Origin of the sequence: Erwinia sp. MYb375 (assembly GCF_037479175.1) — a bacterium.
Classification (GTDB): domain Bacteria; phylum Pseudomonadota; class Gammaproteobacteria; order Enterobacterales; family Enterobacteriaceae; genus Erwinia; species Erwinia rhapontici.
This window is the reverse complement of the sequence record NZ_JBBGZS010000010.1, coordinates 461619-479715: the sequence shown is the minus strand read 5'-3', so window position 1 is coordinate 479715 and position 18097 is coordinate 461619. Positions and strand designations below refer to the sequence as shown.

General features: G+C 56.5%; 17 protein-coding genes. 4 read left to right on the top strand and 13 right to left on the bottom strand.

All coding sequences use genetic code 11. The annotated features are described in order from the left end of the window. Window positions 1-44 precede the first annotated feature (44 nt). Together yidA and WH279_RS02100 are read left to right on the top strand one after the other, a co-directional pair. Window positions 45-854, top strand: coding sequence for a sugar-phosphatase (gene yidA / locus WH279_RS02105; RefSeq protein WP_339454863.1), 810 nt, complete (start codon window positions 45-47; stop codon window positions 852-854). An 84-nt stretch (window positions 855-938) separates the two neighbouring features. Continuing rightward, window positions 939-2207, top strand: coding sequence for a DUF3748 domain-containing protein (locus WH279_RS02100; protein ID WP_339454862.1), 1269 nt, complete (start codon window positions 939-941; stop codon window positions 2205-2207). On the opposite strand, the gene WH279_RS02095 is transcribed toward WH279_RS02100, so the two are convergent. Further along, window positions 2188-2550, bottom strand: a complete 363-nt coding sequence (locus tag WH279_RS02095; RefSeq protein ID WP_339454861.1) for a YceK/YidQ family lipoprotein — start codon at window positions 2548-2550, stop codon at window positions 2188-2190. The two genes, WH279_RS02100 and WH279_RS02095, sit on opposite strands and share 20 nt — an antisense overlap. Window positions 2551-2851: 301 nt before the next feature. Here WH279_RS02095 and ibpA point away from each other — a divergent pair, with 301 nt between their 5' ends. Then, on the top strand, window positions 2852-3274 hold the full coding sequence (gene ibpA, locus WH279_RS02090) for a small heat shock chaperone IbpA (RefSeq protein WP_133844789.1): 423 nt from the start codon (window positions 2852-2854) through the stop codon (window positions 3272-3274). Window positions 3275-3320: 46 nt separating this feature from the next. On the opposite strand, the gene WH279_RS02085 is transcribed toward ibpA, so the two are convergent. After that, window positions 3321-4571 (bottom strand): valine--pyruvate transaminase, encoded by a 1251-nt coding sequence (locus tag WH279_RS02085; protein ID WP_339454860.1) that lies wholly within the window; start codon window positions 4569-4571, stop codon window positions 3321-3323. Between the two features lie 363 nt (window positions 4572-4934). Here WH279_RS02085 and WH279_RS02080 point away from each other — a divergent pair, with 363 nt between their 5' ends. Continuing rightward, window positions 4935-6143: an aldose 1-epimerase family protein gene (locus WH279_RS02080; RefSeq protein ID WP_339454859.1), complete on the top strand. Its 1209-nt coding sequence runs from the start codon at window positions 4935-4937 to the stop codon at window positions 6141-6143. A gap of 249 nt (window positions 6144-6392) precedes the next feature. Here WH279_RS02080 and ghrB read toward each other — a convergent pair whose 3' ends face one another. The 11 genes from ghrB to WH279_RS02025 form a co-directional block, all read right to left on the bottom strand. After that, window positions 6393-7358 (bottom strand): glyoxylate/hydroxypyruvate reductase GhrB, encoded by a 966-nt coding sequence (gene ghrB / locus WH279_RS02075; RefSeq protein ID WP_200642203.1) that lies wholly within the window; start codon window positions 7356-7358, stop codon window positions 6393-6395. Window positions 7359-7388: 30 nt separating this feature from the next. Then, window positions 7389-8672 carry an MFS transporter gene (locus WH279_RS02070; RefSeq protein ID WP_339454858.1) on the bottom strand — a complete coding sequence of 428 codons (1284 nt, stop codon included), beginning with the start codon at window positions 8670-8672 and terminating at the stop codon, window positions 7389-7391. 69 nt (window positions 8673-8741) lie between these two features. Further along, window positions 8742-9701, bottom strand: coding sequence for a sugar kinase (locus tag WH279_RS02065; protein WP_339454857.1), 960 nt, complete (start codon window positions 9699-9701; stop codon window positions 8742-8744). A gap of 3 nt (window positions 9702-9704) precedes the next feature. Then, window positions 9705-10454, bottom strand: a complete 750-nt coding sequence (locus WH279_RS02060; RefSeq protein WP_339454856.1) for a sugar phosphate isomerase/epimerase family protein — start codon at window positions 10452-10454, stop codon at window positions 9705-9707. A gap of 222 nt (window positions 10455-10676) precedes the next feature. Then, a complete protein-coding gene (locus WH279_RS02055; RefSeq protein WP_339454855.1) occupies window positions 10677-11705 on the bottom strand; it encodes a LacI family DNA-binding transcriptional regulator in 1029 nt (342 codons plus the stop codon). A gap of 59 nt (window positions 11706-11764) precedes the next feature. Beyond that, window positions 11765-12751, bottom strand: coding sequence for a LacI family DNA-binding transcriptional regulator (locus WH279_RS02050; RefSeq protein ID WP_200642207.1), 987 nt, complete (start codon window positions 12749-12751; stop codon window positions 11765-11767). A gap of 132 nt (window positions 12752-12883) precedes the next feature. Continuing rightward, on the bottom strand, window positions 12884-13528 hold the full coding sequence (locus tag WH279_RS02045) for an OmpA family lipoprotein (RefSeq protein WP_445235207.1): 645 nt from the start codon (window positions 13526-13528) through the stop codon (window positions 12884-12886). A 133-nt stretch (window positions 13529-13661) separates the two neighbouring features. Next, window positions 13662-14225: a DNA-3-methyladenine glycosylase I gene (locus WH279_RS02040; protein ID WP_339454853.1), complete on the bottom strand. Its 564-nt coding sequence runs from the start codon at window positions 14223-14225 to the stop codon at window positions 13662-13664. 36 nt (window positions 14226-14261) lie between these two features. After that, complete coding sequence (gene selB, locus WH279_RS02035) at window positions 14262-16100, bottom strand: selenocysteine-specific translation elongation factor (RefSeq protein WP_339454852.1); 1839 nt, start codon at window positions 16098-16100, stop codon at window positions 14262-14264. Further along, window positions 16097-17488 (bottom strand): L-seryl-tRNA(Sec) selenium transferase, encoded by a 1392-nt coding sequence (gene selA, locus WH279_RS02030; protein ID WP_339454903.1) that lies wholly within the window; start codon window positions 17486-17488, stop codon window positions 16097-16099. Before selA ends, selB begins: the two co-directional genes overlap by 4 nt. Continuing rightward, a complete protein-coding gene (locus tag WH279_RS02025) occupies window positions 17485-18096 on the bottom strand; it encodes a glutathione S-transferase (protein ID WP_200642211.1) in 612 nt (203 codons plus the stop codon). Before WH279_RS02025 ends, selA begins: the two co-directional genes overlap by 4 nt. Between the last annotated feature and the right edge of the window lies 1 nt (window position 18097).

Here is an 18097-nt window from a genome sequence, read left to right as displayed (position 1 = left end):
AATCGCGCTAGCATGGTGACAAATTGTGAGCTAACGAGGATGGTATGGCGATTAAACTGATTGCGATTGATATGGACGGCACGCTGCTGAACCCGCAGCACGAAGTGACGCCGCGAGTGAAGCAGGCGATTCAGGCCGCACGCGACAAAGGCGTGGCGGTGGTACTGGCAACGGGTCGCCCGTTTATCGGTATCCAGCGCTACCTGGCGGAGCTGGGTCTGCAACAGGAAGGGCAGTACTGCATCAGCAATAATGGCGCGCTGGTGCAGAAAGCCGATACCGGTGAATGCGTTGCAGAAGTGGCGGTCAGCTTTGACGATTATCTTTATTACGAACAGCTGGCACGCGAACTGGGTGTACATTTCCAGGCGCTGACGCAGACCCATCTGTACACCGCGAACAAAGATATCAGCCGTTTCACCATTCATGAAGCCAGCCTGACTGGCATTCCGCTGCGTTATCGCCCGGTGGAGGAGATGGATATCTCCATGACCTTCCCAAAAGTGATGATGATTGATGAGCCGGAACTGCTGGATGCGGCGATTGCCCGCCTTCCTGCCGAAGCCAGAGCGCGTAATACCATCCTGAAAAGCTCACCTTACTTCCTGGAGATTTTGAATAAACAGGTTAATAAAGGTGCCGGGGTGAAAGCGCTGGCCGACCGTCTTGGTTTACAGCGTGAAGAAGTGATGGCGCTCGGCGATCAGGAAAATGACCTGGCGATGCTGGAGTTTGCCGGAACCGGCGTTGCGATGGGTAACGGGATCGACGCCGTCAAAGCCATTGCACAGTTTGTCACCACCTCCAACCTTGAAGATGGCGTTGCCGTCGCCATTGAGAAGTTTGTGCTGTAATTCATTGCCTGCTGTAAGACGGCGGATACCTTAAGTCCGCCGAATGCATTACCCTTAGCAAAACCGTGTTAAGGGCCTCCTTCCATGAAAGAAACACAGCTTACCTTTTCCCCGCGTCATCATCAGTTGACCAATATTAACGTCTGGACGGCAGACAGCCAGTGGCTGGTATATGACGTACGCCCCTCTGGCGCTTCATTTACCGGGCTGACCATTGAACGGGTCAACGTTGTCAGCGGTGAAACGGAAGTGCTCTATCAGGCGCGCGAAGGTGCACATGTGGGTGTGGTCACGGCCAGCCCTGATCTGCCTGCGCGCTATGTGTGCATTCATGGACCGGAACACCCGGACAGCCAGTGGCACTATGATTTCCACCATCGTCGCGGTGTGATTATTCAGCAGGGCGTGGCGGAAAACCTTGATGCCTGCGATATCACGCCGCCTTTTACGGCCGGTGCGCTGCGTGGTGGTTCTCATGTGCATGTGTTCAGCCCGGACGGTTCACGTCTGAGCTTTACCTATAACGACCATGTGATGCATGAGTGGGATGTGGCGCAGGATCTGCGTAACGTGGGGGTGGCGGTGCCGCTGCATGCGGTGTGCCCACCGATCGATCACCCGCGTGAATATGATGGCAGCCACTACTGCGTGCTGGTCAGCCGGACCACGGTGACACCTCAGCCGGGCAGCGATGAGATCACCCGCGCTTATGAAGAGGGTTGGATTGGCCATCAGGGTTATCTGCGCAGCGACGGCGTTCGTCAGCGCTGGGCGCTGGCATTTATTGGCGATACCGTTGCGAAGACAGGTGAAAAAGTGCCGGAAGTCTTTATCGTCGATCTGCCGGAAAGCAATGCCGCGTTCGCGATAGCGGGCGATGAGCCGCTGGAAGGGACGTCCACCCGACTGCCTGCCCCACCGAAGGGGGTGCAGCAGCGTCGTCTGACGTTTACCCACGGTCGTCGCTTCCCGGGTCTTGCTACTGCGCCGCGTCACTGGCTACGCAGTTCACCGGATGGCAGTGCCATTGCGTTTCTGATGAAAGATGATGCCGGGATAGTACAACTCTGGACGGTCTCACCGCTGGGTGGCGAACCGCGTCAGGTGACACACAGTGAGCATGATATTCAGTCAGCATTTAGCTGGCACCCGGACGGGCAACAGCTGGTCTTTGTCTGCGATAACAGCATCACCCTTTGTGAGGTGGCCAGCGGAACACTGCGGCGCATTACCCGACGCAGCGATACTGCGCCTGTGGCGGATGCCGTGGTGTTCTCCCCCGATGGGCGATCTGTGGCGTATCTGCGTGACGGCAGTGATTACCGCCAGATCTTTACGGTGCAGACGTGTTAGCGGCGTAAGGCGCCATCGTCTGCGACATGACTTCGTTGGTATGATTTTCCTGCTCGCTGCGGCGTACGCGTTCACGCGGCGAGTCGGTATTATCGGAGCGATAATAGTCCAGCGGCAGAAGTAACGTATCCAGCACGGCAGAGAAAGGCAGATCGAGCGCCGCCAGTGGCTTCATCACCCAGCCACTGTCTTTATCGGTCAGTACGTCTGCACTGGCCCGCGTCCCCGGGTAGTAGCCATCGCTGGGACCACTGTGCATCATCACGCTTGAGCAACCGCTGGTACTGATCAGCGACATACAGGCGACAAATCCGGCAATATGACTTTTCTTCAATGTTTTCATCTTGGTGATTATCCCTTCAGTCTTTGCAACCTGGCTGAGACTCATTACCGGCGTGTGGATTGACCCTGACCACTCTGCGGTGGCTGACACGATGGCCCGGCGAACTCATCCCTGAGTGTATGTCATTCGCTGCTTTCCGGTAAAAAAATCGTAATTTCTCCCCTTGAAAGCATCGATTTCATCACCATTTTATTTTTACGGTCAGTAAAACCGGTGCCGACAGGGCTGAGTTTTCTGAACCGACGACCCGTCCATTATGGAGGGCCGAACCCCTTACTCGCTGAATATCAGGAGCTGTAACATGCGTAATTTTGACCTTGCCCCACTTTATCGCTCATCCATTGGTTTTGACCGTTTGATCAACCTGCTGGAAACCAGCCAAAACCAGGGCACCAACAATGGTGGCTACCCGCCATACAACGTCGAGCTGGTGGGCGAAAACAACTACCGTATTACGATTGCTGTCGCCGGCTTTGCTGAGAGTGAACTGGAGATTACCTCCCACGACAATCTTCTCAGCGTCCGCGGATCACATCCGGACGAGCAGCAGGAGCGCACCTACCTGTATCAGGGTATTGCCGAACGCAACTTTGAGCGCAAATTCCAGCTGGCTGAACACGTACATGTGCGCAATGCCAAGCTAGAAAACGGCCTGCTGTATATCGACCTGGAACGCGTGGTACCCGAAGCCCATAAACCGCGCCGCATCGAAATTCTGAAATAATACGCTGTTGTTAACGGGCCACCCACGTCAGCGGGTGGCCTTTATTTTATCCTTCACGATGTGCCCGCTCGACTTCCTCGGCCAGAATCGTAATGCCTTGCTCAATTTTATCGCTATCCGGCACATAGTTCATGCGCATGCACTGATGCGTATGTGGCCACTCCTGCTCCAGCCCCGGGAAGAAGAGATGGCCCGGCACCATCAACACACCGCGCCTTTTCAACCGCTCATACAGCACTTCCGTGGTGATCGGCAGATCTTTAAACCACAGCCAGAGGAAAATTGCCCCTTCGGGTTTATGGATCAGGCAGCGTTCAGGTGACAAATAGCGGCGAATAACGGCAATAGTCTGGATCACACGTTCCTGGTAGAACGGCTTGATCACCTCTTCCGACAGTCGCAGCAAATCACCGCGCTGGATCATCTCATTGGCGATCGCCGGTCCGACGCTGCCGGGTGCAAGACTGATAATGCCATTCATATTACTGACCGCCGAGATCACTTTTTCATCGGCAATAATAATGCCGCAACGTGCGCCAGGCAGGCCGAGTTTGGACAGGCTCATGCACAGAATAATATTGGGGTTCCACAGCGGACGGGCTTCGCTGAAGATAATGCCGGGGAACGGCACGCCATAGGCGTTATCAATCAGCAGCGGAATGTCATGCTGCTGTGCCAGCGCATCCAGCTTAAGTAATTCGTCATCGGTGATCACGTTTCCGGTCGGATTCGTCGGACGCGATACGCAGATCAGCCCGGTATCTTCACCGATATGCAGATGTTCAAAGTCCACGTGGTATTTGAACTGGCCTTCCGGCAGCATTTCAATATTCGGCCGCGTTGAGACAAACAGATCTTCATCCAGCCCGGCATCGGCATAGCCGAGGTATTCAGGGGCCAGCGGGAACAGCACGCGTTTTTTTCTGCCGTCAGCGCGGCGGCCAGCGTACAGGTTAAACAGATAGAAGAAAGCGCTCTGGCTGCCGTTGGTCAGGGCGATATTTTCCGGGGCGATATCCCAGCCGAGCTGTTCACGCAGCAGGGCAGAGAGCGAATCCAGTAACGTGGTTTTACCGCGTGGCCCGTCATAGTTACACAGGGCTTCTGCCAGCTTGCCTTCATCATGCATCTGTTGCAGTAACTGCTGGAAGTAGTCGTTCATCGCCGGGATTTGCGCAGGATTTCCGCCACCCAGCATCACCGTGCCGCGGGTCCGCAAACCTTCACCCATATCTTCCATCAGGCGCGTAATACCTGAATGGCGCGTAAATTTTTCACCAAATGCCGAAAAGCTCATACCCTGTTAATCACTTGTTATCTACAACGGGTGACCACCTTAACGCCAGCACCAGTGGGATGCAATATTGCGGGGACAGGCGATCGCACTTGTTCACTGCGGGCTGGCCTTTACCGGTATGAGCGACAGGCAGAGGGTGTTTTAGCTGAATCGTTTAAATTTCCTGGTGCGCATAAAAGATGTTAATCACATTTATTCATGTATCTCGATCGGTTAGCGCATTTTTTAGTGACCTGGTGCACGTTTGAGGGAGTAAAAACACCCAATAAATCAGTCGGTGATACCTGTCACGTTTTTATCCTACGCTGATTTGTAGTCTGTGGTTCCATAAAGCTTAATCAATTCAGCTAAAGGATAAGAACCATGAAAAAAACACTTCTGGCAGGGGTAGTGATGGCGGTGATCAGCGGTCAGGCAGCAGCGCAAAGCTGGTTGCTGACAGATGCTGAAAGCAGTACGGAGAAGGGAAACTGGCAGATTAACAGCCAGCAGCTGAAACTGGCGGGTGAAAGCTTCAGCATTGAGCAAAAAGTTCTGCATGGCGGTAAGCAGGAAGGCTCCAAAGTGCTGACCATCACCACTAAAAATGGCCTGACCATCAGCCTCAGCCCGACGCGCGGCATGGATCTGTTAAAAGTCACGGGCCACGGCGTTCGTCTGGGCTGGGATTCCCCGGTGAAGGAAGTGGTTAACCCGGCTAACATCAATCTGGAAAGCCGTAACGGGCTGGGCTGGCTGGAAGGCTTTAACGAAATGATGGTGCGCTGCGGCTTTGAGTGGACCGGCCACCCGGTGACCAAAGACGGCGTGATCTACACCCTTCACGGTAAAGCGGGCAATACGCCAGCCTCTAAGGTTGAAGTGATCGTTGATGATAAAGCCCCGCATGAAATCCGCATTCGTGGCCTGCTAAAAGAGACGACCTTCAAAAAAGCGAATCTCGAAACCTGGACGGAGCTGCGTTATGTACCGGGGTCAGATGCCTTTACCGTGCATGATGTGCTGACCAATCAGGCCGATTATCCGCACGACTACCAGATTATCTATCACAGCAACTTCGGCACGCCGATCCTTGAAAAAGATGCGCGGTTTATTGCGCCGCTGAAATCCGTGTCGCCGTTTAATGACTACGCCAAAAAAGGATTGGATGGCTGGAATGTTTACGGTGCACCGACCAAAGACTTTGATGAAATGGTGTTCAACCTGACGCCGAAAGCCGACAGCAACGGGAAAACCGTGGCGGCGGTGATCAACAGTAAAGGCGATAAAGGTGCCTCGATTGAGTTTGATACTCATCAGCTTCCGCTGCTGACCATGTGGAAGAATACCGACACCCTGAAACAGGGCTATGTCACCGGGATTGAGCCGGGCACCAACTATGCTTATCCGGTCACCATTGAGAAAGAGCAGGGACGGGTGAAACAGCTACAGCCGGGGCAGAGCACCGCGTTCACCCTGACTTACACGCTGCTGAAAGATGCCAGCGCCGTACAGAAGGTGGAACAGCGCGTGAAGCAGATCCAGGGGGATGAAACTGTCGCCATCAGCGAAACGCCTATCGCGAAAGAATAATTCCAACGATAACCGCAGGGTCAGGCGTGCCTGACCCCTACCAATGTGGGCAGGAGAACGGTAACCGTAGTGGCGGGGCATGCCCCGTCCGTTGTCATGCCGATCGAAAAAATGCTCGGGTCCTACGCAACCCGATATTAACTGGGAATTCGGGCAGGGGTCGGCAACCGCAGGGTCAGGCGTGCCTGACCCCTACCAATGTGGGCAGGAGAACGGTAACCGTAGGGGCGGGGCATGCCCCGCCCGATATTAACGCGGGTTCACGCAGTTCTTCTCGACCTTACCGCTTAACGCGGCAATCAGATTATCCACGGCGTCTTTTGCCATACCGTAACGCGTTTCATGCGTGGCAGAGCCAATGTGCGGCAGCGCCACCACGTTGCGCAGTTGCAGCAGCTCAGAGCTGACCGGCAACGGTTCCTGCTCAAAGACATCCAACCCTGCGCCATGAATCGTCCCGTCTTTCAGGGCCGCAATCAGCGCCTGCTCATCAACCACCGGGCCACGTCCGGCGTTAATCAGCACGGCACTTTTCTTCATCTTCGCCAGCTGCTCACGGCCAATCAGATGGTGGGTCTGCGCCGTCAGCGGCAGACTGATGCAGAGGAAATCAGACTCCGCCAGCAGCGTATCGAGGTCACAATATTGTGCATCAAAACGCTGTTCAGCCTCGGGATGCTGTTTACGTGCGTTATAGAGGATGGGCATACCGAAGCCAAGATGTGCACGTTGCGCCAGCGCCAGGCCGATGCGGCCCATGCCGAGAATGCCTAGCTTCTTATGATGAACATCTACACCGTACCAGTCAGGGGCGATGCTTTTTTGCCATTCACCCGCTTTGACGCGCTCAGCCATTTCCACCACGCGACGTGCGGAACTGAGGACCAGCGCCATCATGGTATCGGCAACGGTTTCGGTGAGCACGGTCGGCGTGTGCATCAGCAGGACGCCGTTGTCATTCAGCGCCGCCACATCAAAGTTGTCATAACCCACGGACACCGTTGAGGCCACACGTAGCTTCGGCATGTGCTGTAAAAAATCGGCATCCACTTTGCCGCCCGATCCCAGAATACCCTCTGCTTCACTGAACGCGGAGGCATGAGCAGCGAGGGTTTCCGGGCTCAAGTCGTTCACTTCAGTCACACGGCAATGTTCATCCAGCCGTGCGCGCAGATCGTCCGGTAACGACTTATAAAGCACTATATTCGGTTTCATTCGATTCTCTCTGTTCAGGTAGTCGATAGATTAAGCCTGTTTTGCACCATGAGGCAGCGGCATCTGTTTATTCTGTGCGGGTTTCACGATCAACGTCAGCCAGACGGAAACCATTAAGGCGCTGCCCATAAAAATATACGAGGCCGACGGACTGCCGGTGGCGCCATTGAGGTAGCCCACCACCCAGGAACCGAGGAAGGAGCCCAGGGCACCCATCGCATTGATCAACGCCATTGCCCCGCCGGACACATTACGCGGCAGCATTTCCGGGATAATGGCAAAGAATGGCCCGTAAGGGGCATACATCGCGGCCCCGGCGATCACCAGCAGAGCATAGGATAGCCAGAAATGACCGGGTCCCACCAGATATGAGCCTAAAAAGGCCATTGCACCAATCAGCAGTAACGGCCAGACAAACAATTTGCGGTTTTGTAACTTATCCGAAGCCCAGGAGACGACAATCATGGCGATGGTCGCGGCCAGGTAAGGCACTGAGGACAGCCAGCCGGCTTCCACCATGCCCATCTGCGTGCCGTTACGCAGAATGGAAGGCAGCCACAGAACAAAACCATAAACGCCAATACTCCAGCAAAAATACTGTGCGCACAGGATAATGACGTTTCGTGACTTAAAGGCTTCAGCGTAGTTACGAACCGCTTTCAGGCCCTCCTGCTCTTTCTGCAACTGCGCCTGTAGTGCGGCTTTCTCTGCATCACTCAGCCATTTGGCCTGTGCCGGTTTATCCTGCACCAGGAACCACCATGCCACCGCCCAGATTACCGCCGGGAAGCCTTCGATAATAAACATCTCACGCCAGCCGAAGGCGTTAATCAGATAACCCGAAACCACGGACATCCACAGCACCGTGACCGGATTACCGAGGATCAGGAAGGTATTCGCGCGTGAACGCTCTGATTTGGTAAACCAGTTGCTGATGTAGATCAGCATTGCAGGCATCACCGCCGCTTCCACCACGCCCAGCGTAAAGCGGATCGCGGCCAGCATCGGAATGTTGCTGACCAGCCCGGTCAGCGTGGCACAGATGCCCCATAGAATCAGGCACCAGAACACCAGTTTTTTTACGCTGCGTCGTTCGGCATAGATCGCTCCGGGGATCTGGAAGAAGAAATAGCCCAGAAAGAACAGTGCGCCCAGCAGCGAGGAGACGCCTTTGGTGATGCCGAGGTCTTCATTAATTCCTGCGGCGGAGGCAAAGCTAAAGTTTGCACGATCCAGGTACGCCAGGCTGTAGGTGATAAACACGATGGGCATGATGTACCACCAGCGTTTCGGCGCGATTGTCTGATTTTTCATAAGTCTTCCTCGGTGGCCGCATTCTGTTGTAGGGGACGATGCGGTTTGTTTTTCCGGGTTGTGACGGCGTTAGAAATCACCCAGCGCGGCGCGCGTCGGTAATCCTTCACTGTCACCGATGGCCTGAATGGCCAGCGAACCAATTTTGTTACCGCGCCGTATCGCTGCGGGTAACGATTTTCCTTCCAGTAAGGCGCTGATCACGCCAACGGCGAACCCATCGCCGGCACCGACGGTATCGACAACGTTATCCGTTCTGATCGCCGCTATCTGGCCGCTCTCGCCATCGGAGGTTTTGTACCAGGCCCCGTCGCTGCCGGTTTTGATCACGACCGCTTTCACGCCCATCGCCAGGTAGAAGTCGGCAATGGCTTCCGGCTGCGTGTAGCCGGTCAGGATCTGACCCTCTTTTATGCCCGGCAGCACCCAGTCGGCAAACTGCGCCAGGCCATTGAGCTGTTTCACCATCTCCTGTTCACTCGACCACAGCACCGGGCGCAGATTAGGATCGAAAGAAATTGTTTTACCTGATGCTTTCATCTCACGGGCCACCTGCTGTAACAGCGCCAGCGAGCTGTCAGAGAGGGCTGCCGCCACGCCGCTGAGATGCAAATGACGGGCTGAGGTGAAGTAGCCGGGATTAAGGGTAAAGTCAGCCACGGAGAGGTGGCTGGCGGCAGAGCCTTTGCGGAAGTACTCCACCAGGGGGTCTGAACCATCGTCGACTTTGGATTTCAACTGAAAACCAGTGGGATAACACGCATCGGTGGTCACCAGACGGCGATCGACGCCTTCGTGGTCCAGCTGCTGACAGGTAAAGCGGCCAAAGGCATCGTCGCCGATGCGGCTGACCCAGCCCACGTTCAGGCCAAGACGGGCGAGGCCAATCGCGACATTGAGTTCCGCCCCGGCAATACGTTTGCTGAAATGGCTGGCGCTGGCGAGATCGCCGCACTCATCGGCCACAAACATCGCCATGGCTTCGCCAAGGGTGACCACATCCAGTGGATGGTTCGTATCAATACTCATGATTTACTCCTCACGCAGCAGGTCAACATAGTGGCGGGTGACCGCCACCAGGTCCGGCCCTTCCAGCGGAAACTCAATGGCGCGCGGCACGTCTGATGGCAACAGCGCCAGCGTTTTTCGCCACAGATCATCAGCGTCATCCAGTGCAACGGCGCGCCAGCCTTCGCCCTCAGGCACCGCGGCTTTGACATGAATGTAGCTGACGTAGCGGCTTAAGCGGCTGGCGGCCTCCAGGGGCTTATCACCCACCCACAGCCAGTTGCCCATATCAAAGGTCATACCGTTACAGGTACGGCTTTCGCCGCAGGCGTGGAAGAAGCGGTCAAGGGCGACCAGTTTTCCGCAGTCGGTCTGGTCGTTTTCCACCACCAGATGCACTTTTTTTCCGGCGAGTTTGCTGCGCAACTCATGACATTCGAAATCGGGCTGATAGTTGCCCAGTGCATATTTTAGTAGCTGGGCATTAAGCTGCTCTGCTTCAGAAAAGTGCTGATCGAGCCGTGGATTCAGTGAACCATCGGCCATAAATAATGCTTCCGGCACGGAATAGAACGCCACCAGTCGTGCTGCGTGGATGGCGTCTGCCAGCAGCGGCAAGGTCGCCAGCTGTTGTTCGCTAAAAAGCTCGCGGCGGATCTCCACGCCGTCGGCGCCTGCGGCGGCAATAATCGGCAGCAGCGCCTGCTGGCCACCCAGCGCGGCGACCTGCTTTTGTCCATAGGCGGCGGTGACAACGATGACTTCTCTTTTCATGGGGTTCTCCGGGGAATATCCACCTGTTCTGCTAAAAACGTTAGATGGAACCGGTTCCAAAAGAAAGGATCAGTGCAGTAATTTATGATCGCGCTCACGATGTGAGCTTTTGAGAGCAGGGAAAAATCTTAAAAAGGGCGTCAGAGGGGGTCGTGGACAAAGAGCGAGGTGGGGCCGATGAGGGATCCTGCCGGGGGTCAAGGCGGCAGGATCATCGCTGTTTTAACGCGTCAGCCTTTGCGTCGATCCACGCACAATCAGTTCGCCGTTGAAAACCTGTTCATGCCGTGGAGCATCGTCGCCGCCAATGCGTTTCAGCACCTGTTCCAGGGCAGCATACCCTATCTGCCAGGTGGGTTGTTTCAGGGTCGTGATACCGACACCGGCCAGTTCCGCCCACTCGAGTTCGTCAAAGCCCAGCAGGCCGATCTGTTCGCCCCAGTTGAGTTCCAGACGGCGCAGTGCACGGGCAACCTGAAGTGTCAGCGCCCCATTGACGACCATAACCGCACAGGGTGCGGCATGATGGCGCTGATAAAACGCATGCAGTACCGTTTCCAGACGCTCACCGTCGCCGAGGGCAACTTCAGCCTGTTCAGCGACCAGATCAGGGTGCTGTGCCATACGCTCGCGGAAGCTGTGCACACGCTCCAGGCGGGTATTTACCAGACCCAGCGGTTCGCTGATAAACAGCACGGCCTGGTAACCCTGATCCAGCAGATGTTCCGTGGCCATCAGGGCTGCCGTGCGGTTATCCAGGCCGACGACATCACAGTCGAAATCCGGGATTTTACGGTCAATCAACACCATCGGCAGCAGCGATTGCTGGAGCTGATTTAGCGCCTCTTCGTGCATGCCGACCGCATTCACCACGATCCCTTCCACCTGATAGCTGTTGAGCAGGTTGAGATAGTGTCTTTCGAGATCCACTTCGTTATTGGTGTTACACATCAGCAGGGTAAAGCCGTTGGCGCGGCATGCCGCTTCAATGCCGCTCAACACATTTACCGAATAGGGATTGGTAATATCCGCGATAATCAGGCCAATAAGCCGGGTCCGTCCGCGTTTAAGGCCACGTGCCATCTGGCTGGGCCGATAATTGAGCGTGGCGATGGCCTGTTCAATACGTGTTTTGAGGTCGATGGAGAGTGCGCTGAGTTCACCGTTAAGATAGCGCGAAACGCTGGTTTTCCCGGTGTTCGCGGCTTTAGCGACATCGCTGATGGTGGCTTTGGCGGCCTTACGATTCATGGTGTTCCCTGATGGTGATGATTGCGCGAGCCTACCACAACTGCCGCCCGACGGCAGCATCAGGGCAGTTTCAGCGCCGGTTGCCACAATACCTGTAAGGTGTTGACGTCTTCTCCCTCAATCAGCCTTAGTGCCATCTCTGCCACCTGTTGACCGACATCGGGGCGTGTGGCCTGAACAATACTGGTGACCGGATCGGCGATCACTGAATCCGCAGGCAGACCATCGTAGACCACCAGCTCAACGCGCTGCGGGCCCGTGAGAAAACCTGCTTCCCGCAGGGCAATGGCTGCGCCGTCACCCAGCATATTGCAGTCGGTGATGATCGCCTGAGGGCGCTGCGGCTGTGCCAGCAACTGACGGGTCAGGCGGTAGCCTTCCCGGCGGGTAGGTTCGATCTGCCAGCAGGCATCCTGAGCCAGGCCGCGTAGCGCCAGCGCATCAAGAAACCCCTGGCGGCGCTGGTCAACAAAGGTTTGATCGTGATGACTGCCCAGCAAGGCGAAGCGTTGCAGCCCGGCATCGGCATAATGTGCAACGGCCAGGGCTGGCCCAGCGTAGTTATCGAAATCAAACCAGGCATAAGGGGAGGTCAGCTCGCTGCGGCCCAGCGCCAGGAACGGAAAGCCCAGCTGTTGCAGTTTAATCAGACGACTGTCGTGTCGCGCAGTGTGTGCAACAATCAGCGCGTCCACGCAGTGCGTGCGCAGCATTCGTTGCATACCACGATGGTCGTCATGGGTGTCGTCGGCGATGATCAGCAGATCAACATCGGACTGCGCAAGCGATTGCGCGATGGCGCCCATCATTTCGACGAAGCTAATATCGTTAAACGGCAGGGGAGTGACGGGAAAAAGTAGACCTACGGCATTGGTGCGTCCGGTTTTCAGGCGGCGTGCGACAGCGTTCGGGCGATATCCGCGCCGTCTGGCTTCTTGTTGAATTCGCTGACGCGTCTCTTCTGCCACGTCGTCATAGCCATTAAGAGCCCGACTGACGGTGGTAACGGAGAGGCCGAGTGCGCTGGCGATGGCTTTGAGTGACATGTGTGCGGCGGCGTGTGGGTGATCAATTTCTGCGCAGGGTAGCACACATTGTTAAAGCTCACTACGATATAGCGCAATTATTCTCAAAAACAGGAATAACTACCCGGCAGGGCGTGCCGGGTAGTGAGACGCTTACAGCGGGCTGAGGGTAATCTCAACGCGACGGTTTTGCGCTTTGCCTTCTGCGGTGCTGTTCGAGGCGATAGGGTTATCAGGCCCCATTCCCTGAGTGCGCACGCGGTTGCCTGCAACGCCCTGAGTGATCAGGGCGCTTCCTACGCCATCAGCACGCTGCTGGGAGAGCGTCATGTTCAGCTGACGACTGCCGCTGCTGTCGGTGTAACCGATGACGTTAACCGCCGTTTTTGGATACTCTTTCAGCACCATCGCCACACCGGTCAGCGTATTGGCGCCCGCGGGTTTCAGCGTGCTGCTGCTGCTGTCAAAGGTGACGTTGTTTGGCATGTTCAGCACGATATTGTCGCCATTACGCGTCACACTCACACCGGTGCCTTTCATTTTATCGCGCAGTTTGGCTTCCTGAACATCCATATAATAACCCGCACCACCGCCCAGAGCTGCGCCGGCAGCCGCGCCGATCAAGGCACCTTTACCCCGATCTTTCTTCGACGAGGAGATCATACCAACGCCAGCACCCAGCGCGGCACCGATGCCCGCGCCAATACCGGATTTACCCGCTTCGCGTTCGCCAGTGTAAGGGTTGGTGGTACAGCCCGCCACGCTCAGGGTGCCGCACAGTACCAGGGCAAGTGTCATGACGCTTTTCTTCTTCATCAGGGGGATCCCTCTCATTCGCAGCAAGTGGACAAAATTGCCCGTAAACGCGATCATTATGCCGATGAAATGAGAGGGAAATACGTAGGCTTATTCCCAAATTTGTAAGCGAAAGCTACTTATTGTTATCGGGATGGCAAAAGCAAGTCGTGGTGTGCTCGCTGATCAGCCCGCAGGCCTGCATAAATGAGTAACAGGTGGTGGAACCGACAAACTTGAAGCCACGCTTTTTCAGCGCTTTTGACATCGTGTCCGAGATGGCGCTGGTGGTGGGGGCGGTGCGATAGTCAGTAAAACGGCTGACCTGAGTTTGATGATCAACGAAATTCCAGATAAACGTTTTAAAGTCTTCTCCGGCGGCTTCCATTGCCATCAGGGCTCGTGCGTTAGCCATAATCGCCGTGATTTTCCCCCGGTGGCGGATAATGCCACTGTCCTGCATGAGCCGCTCAATATCGTCATCGTTCATCGCCGCCACCTTCCGGACATCAAAATGATGAAACAGGCGACGATAGTTTTCGCGTTTTTTCAGTACGGTCAGCCAGGATAATCCCGCCACCTGACCTTCCAGGCAGATCATTTCAAATAACGCCTGCGTTTCAGTGTGGGGCACGCCCCATTCCGTATCGTGATAGGCGATATATAACGGATCTGCAGAAACCCAGCCACAACGTTGCATTGTACTCTTCCCTTTACTGGTTATTTATCCAGCATTCTAGCGGAACATCTGGCTGTCGCGCAATAAATGTTCATTGCCTTTGCGCTGAGTGAAGCCACAGTGGTCGAAAAATTCGAGGATCTGGACCGCCAGTTTCCGGCCAGTGCCCAGCTGATCACGGAAGTCCCCGGCCCGGGTACCCTGGCCTGTTTCAGCACGCTGACAGATAAGGCCAGCAAAGCGTGTCAGCTGAGTATGGCTGTAGTACCGATCGTTAACGATAGCGGTAATGGCACCGCTCTGCGCCGCTTTACGCAACGTCTGGCGCATCAGATCTTCATCGCAGCCCAGCTGTACCGCCAGGTCGCGCACCCACCATGCCTCGCTGCCGAACAGGGGTTCTGCCTGTTGCCAGAGCGCCGCCTCCCGGTCATCAAAACGGATACGAAAATCGGGCAGGTGCAGCCAGCCACGATTGTTAATCAGCAGGTTCTGAGCGATCAACTGGTCCGTCAGGGCAAGCACCAGCGCCGCGGGCTGGCCAGGGAATGCCAGGCGTCGCAGACGATCGCGGCCAATGCCCGGACGATCACTGTGTTGCTGATGATAATCTTCCAGCGCGCTGATCAGCCCTGACTGCCACTCTCGCTGGGTTTGCCTCAGCAGCAGATAACCGGCGGCCTGAATAAACGTTGCGCTATTGAGCGAGGCAGTGATGGCCTCTCCGGTACGCTGAAAAAACCAGTGGAGTGCATCCATGCGCCAGGGATGAGGCTGCAACAGTCGTTCCAGCCGTTCTTCCAGGTTTGTGGCATTTTCCAGCTGATGCAGCCAGTTGAGGAACGCGGGCTGGCGTTTTCCTCGTTTCGGCGGGGCCAGCAGTACGATTTTCGCCCCGGCCAGCGTCTGGCGCGCACTGATATCCCGCAGGATTAACCGGTCATCACCGGCCAGCCACAGCGGACTGTCGAAAAGCAACTCGGCAAAACGATCGTCCAGAAGCGAGATGCGGCCGGTGGTGTGGCTGGCCGCATGATGAATATGCAGTGACTGGCCCTGATGTAGCGTCAGGTGGGGTTGCAGGCTGACGATCGCCCGCTCGCAGGGCCGCTCGGGCGCCGTCGTCAGCAGCCAGTCACCGCGACTGACTTCCGCTTTTTCCACCCCGCCGCTAAGATTCAGCGCGATGCGTTGCCCTGCGTGGGCCTGTTCCACGGGGTGATTCTGAGCATGCAGATCGCGCACCCGCACCCGTTTATTCATGCCGGTCAGCCACAGGGAATCGCCGATGCGAACGTCACCGGACAATGCGGTGCCTGTGACCACCACACCTGCCCCTTTCACGTTAAACACCCGATCAATCGCCAGACGGAAGGCCTGATCCTGCCACAGAGGGCGATCGGGCAGCTGGCGCAAATGGTTGCTCAGTTCAGCAATGCCTTCCCCGTTGACTGTGCTGGTGGTAAACAGGGCGACGCTTTCCCAGCCAAGTTGCCGGGTAAGCTGGCGGATCTGCTGATCGACGGCCTTCCGCTGTGCGGGTTCCACGCTGTCGCTTTTGGTCACGGCGACGGTCAGTGCGGGCTGGCCACTCAGTTGCAGGATCGCCAGATGTTCACGGGTTTGCGGCATGATGCCATCATCGGCGGCGACGACCAGCAGAGCGTGATCGATACCGCCGATACCACTCAACATATTGCTGAGGAATTTTTCATGGCCGGGAACGTCAATAAAGCCGATTGTCTGCCCGTCGGGCTGAGGCCAGTATGCGTAGCCGAGGTCGATGCTCATGCCGCGGGATTTTTCTTCCGGCAGGCGATCAGCATTCACACCTGTAATAGCCTGAAGCAGTGATGTTTTTCCATGATCAACATGGCCAGCCGTGGCAATAATCATGACGTCATCATCCTGATAAAGAGCGCGTCATCTTCCAGTGTTCGAAGATCGAACCACAGACGACCGCTGTGAATACGCCCGATGATGGGGACGTCACCGGCGCGGAGCCTGTCTGCCAGTGCCTGCAATGTGCTGCTGCTGCCGTTCGTCGGAGTGAGCGTCAGCGCCACGGACGGCAGCCGTTCAACTGGCAGCGAACCGCTGCCAATTTGTGACAGGCAGTCAGCTATTTCGACGAGGAACAGCCCCGCCAGTGCTGTCTGGAGTACAGGTAAAAGCCGCTGCGCCTGATGGGCGATCTCGGACGGTGTGCGGGTCAGCAGCCGCAGCGTCGGCAGCTGCTGCGCCAGTTTCTCCGGGTGCAGATAGAGCTGTAATGTGGCTTCCAGCGCCGCCAGGGTCACTTTGTCTACCCGCAGTGCGCGCTTCAGTGGATGCTGTTGCAGACGGGCAATCAGCGCTTTTTTGCCGATGATAATGCCCGCCTGTGGCCCGCCGAGCAGCTTGTCGCCGGAGAAACTGACCAGACTGACGCCTGCGGCAATCAGCTGCTGCGGCATGGGTTCCGGCGGCAGCCCATACTGTGTCAGGTCAATCAGGGAGCCACTGCCGAGATCGCTGATGACCGGAAGATTGCATTCGTTGCCCAGCGCCACCAGTTCGGCCTCGCTGACCGCTTTGGTAAAGCCCTGCACCTGATAGTTGCTGGTATGCACTTTCATCAGCAGCGCGGTATCGCTGTTCACCGCTTCGCGATAATCCTTCAGATGGGTACGGTTGGTGGTGCCGACTTCGCGCAGTCGGCAACCTGCCTGAGTCATCACATCGGGAATGCGGAACGCGCCGCCTATTTCGACCAGTTCACCGCGCGATACCACCACTTCCTGACCCGGTGCCAGGGCTGCCAGCATCAGCAGTACGGCCGCGGCATTGTTATTCACAATGCAGGCGTCTTCCGCCCCCGTTAGCTGGCACAGCAGGTCGGCCAGCGCGCGATCGCGGTGGCCGCGTCCGGCATCATCCAGTGCATACTCCAGCGTTACCGCCGAGCGCATTACGCGGGTCACCGCATTAACGGCCGGCTCGGCCAGCAATGCTCGCCCGAGATTAGTATGCAACACCGTGCCGCTGAGATTCAGCACGGATTGCAGCCCGCTGGTGCTTGTTTGCTCCAGCCGCTGGCTGGCGTGCTGCGCCCAGTTTTGGCACCAGTCAGGAAGCTGCTGGTATTGCTGAATATGCTGGCGCGCCTGCTGCTGTAACTGACGCAGCAGAGTGACCAGCTGGCGATGGCCCCAGCGATCGCTGAGCGCCTGAAATTCTGTCTGACGTAACAGGCTGCCAACGGAGGGAAGTTGGCTGAACAATATTTTCATCGGCAGGCTCAGGTAGCAGGCGGCTCCGTTCGGGCAAAGCTGTCACGCTGGAACAGGGTGGTAGCAAGCTTGACCAGCGATGGCCGGTTCACATTCCAGCCCGGCGCTACGCGGCGGAAATTCAGATAACCGAGCGTACAAGCGGTGGCGATATCGGCCAGCGAGATCTGCGTGCTGTTCAGCCATTTACCTTCCACTGCGGCCGCTTCCAGCGCATCCAGCCCACGCTGAATTTTATCGCGCTGGCGCAGCATCTCGCTGGTGGACTGCTGGTCCGGATCTTTCTGCTGTTCGCGCACGATCAGCAGCGCCGCATCACAGACGCCATCGGCGAGCGCTTCCAGCTGGCGGACCGCAAGCTGGGCGCGCGGGTCGACGGGCAAAAAGGCCGGGTCGAGATGCAGCAGTTCCAGGTAAGCGGCGATAATCGACGAGTTGTACCACACTTCATCATCATCACTGACCAGCGCCGGGACTTTCCCCAGCGGAGTGTAGTCTTTGACATGGCTGCCTTCGTGCCATGGAGACTCATTGACGAACTCAAAGGTGATGCCCTTTTCCAGCAGCATCACTGAGATTTTGCGCACATACGGACTGGTGTAATTGCCGATCAGCTTCATA

What these genes read in the sequence shown, in the direction of transcription:
- yidA (WP_339454863.1), top strand. Translation starts at nt 45, where the DNA reads ATGGCGATTAAACTGATTGCGATTGATATGGACGGCACGCTGCTGAAC.
- WH279_RS02100 (WP_339454862.1), top strand. Translation starts at nt 939, where the DNA reads ATGAAAGAAACACAGCTTACCTTTTCCCCGCGTCATCATCAGTTGACC.
- WH279_RS02095 (WP_339454861.1), bottom strand. Translation starts at nt 2,550, where the DNA reads ATGAAAACATTGAAGAAAAGTCATATTGCCGGATTTGTCGCCTGTATG.
- ibpA (WP_133844789.1), top strand. Translation starts at nt 2,852, where the DNA reads ATGCGTAATTTTGACCTTGCCCCACTTTATCGCTCATCCATTGGTTTT.
- WH279_RS02085 (WP_339454860.1), bottom strand. Translation starts at nt 4,571, where the DNA reads ATGAGCTTTTCGGCATTTGGTGAAAAATTTACGCGCCATTCAGGTATT.
- WH279_RS02080 (WP_339454859.1), top strand. Translation starts at nt 4,935, where the DNA reads ATGAAAAAAACACTTCTGGCAGGGGTAGTGATGGCGGTGATCAGCGGT.
- ghrB (WP_200642203.1), bottom strand. Translation starts at nt 7,358, where the DNA reads ATGAAACCGAATATAGTGCTTTATAAGTCGTTACCGGACGATCTGCGC.
- WH279_RS02070 (WP_339454858.1), bottom strand. Translation starts at nt 8,672, where the DNA reads ATGAAAAATCAGACAATCGCGCCGAAACGCTGGTGGTACATCATGCCC.
- WH279_RS02065 (WP_339454857.1), bottom strand. Translation starts at nt 9,701, where the DNA reads ATGAGTATTGATACGAACCATCCACTGGATGTGGTCACCCTTGGCGAA.
- WH279_RS02060 (WP_339454856.1), bottom strand. Translation starts at nt 10,454, where the DNA reads ATGAAAAGAGAAGTCATCGTTGTCACCGCCGCCTATGGACAAAAGCAG.
- WH279_RS02055 (WP_339454855.1), bottom strand. Translation starts at nt 11,705, where the DNA reads ATGAATCGTAAGGCCGCCAAAGCCACCATCAGCGATGTCGCTAAAGCC.
- WH279_RS02050 (WP_200642207.1), bottom strand. Translation starts at nt 12,751, where the DNA reads ATGTCACTCAAAGCCATCGCCAGCGCACTCGGCCTCTCCGTTACCACC.
- WH279_RS02045 (WP_445235207.1), bottom strand. Translation starts at nt 13,528, where the DNA reads ATGACACTTGCCCTGGTACTGTGCGGCACCCTGAGCGTGGCGGGCTGT.
- WH279_RS02040 (WP_339454853.1), bottom strand. Translation starts at nt 14,225, where the DNA reads ATGCAACGTTGTGGCTGGGTTTCTGCAGATCCGTTATATATCGCCTAT.
- selB (WP_339454852.1), bottom strand. Translation starts at nt 16,100, where the DNA reads ATGATTATTGCCACGGCTGGCCATGTTGATCATGGAAAAACATCACTG.
- WH279_RS02025 (WP_200642211.1), bottom strand. Translation starts at nt 18,096, where the DNA reads ATGAAGCTGATCGGCAATTACACCAGTCCGTATGTGCGCAAAATCTCA.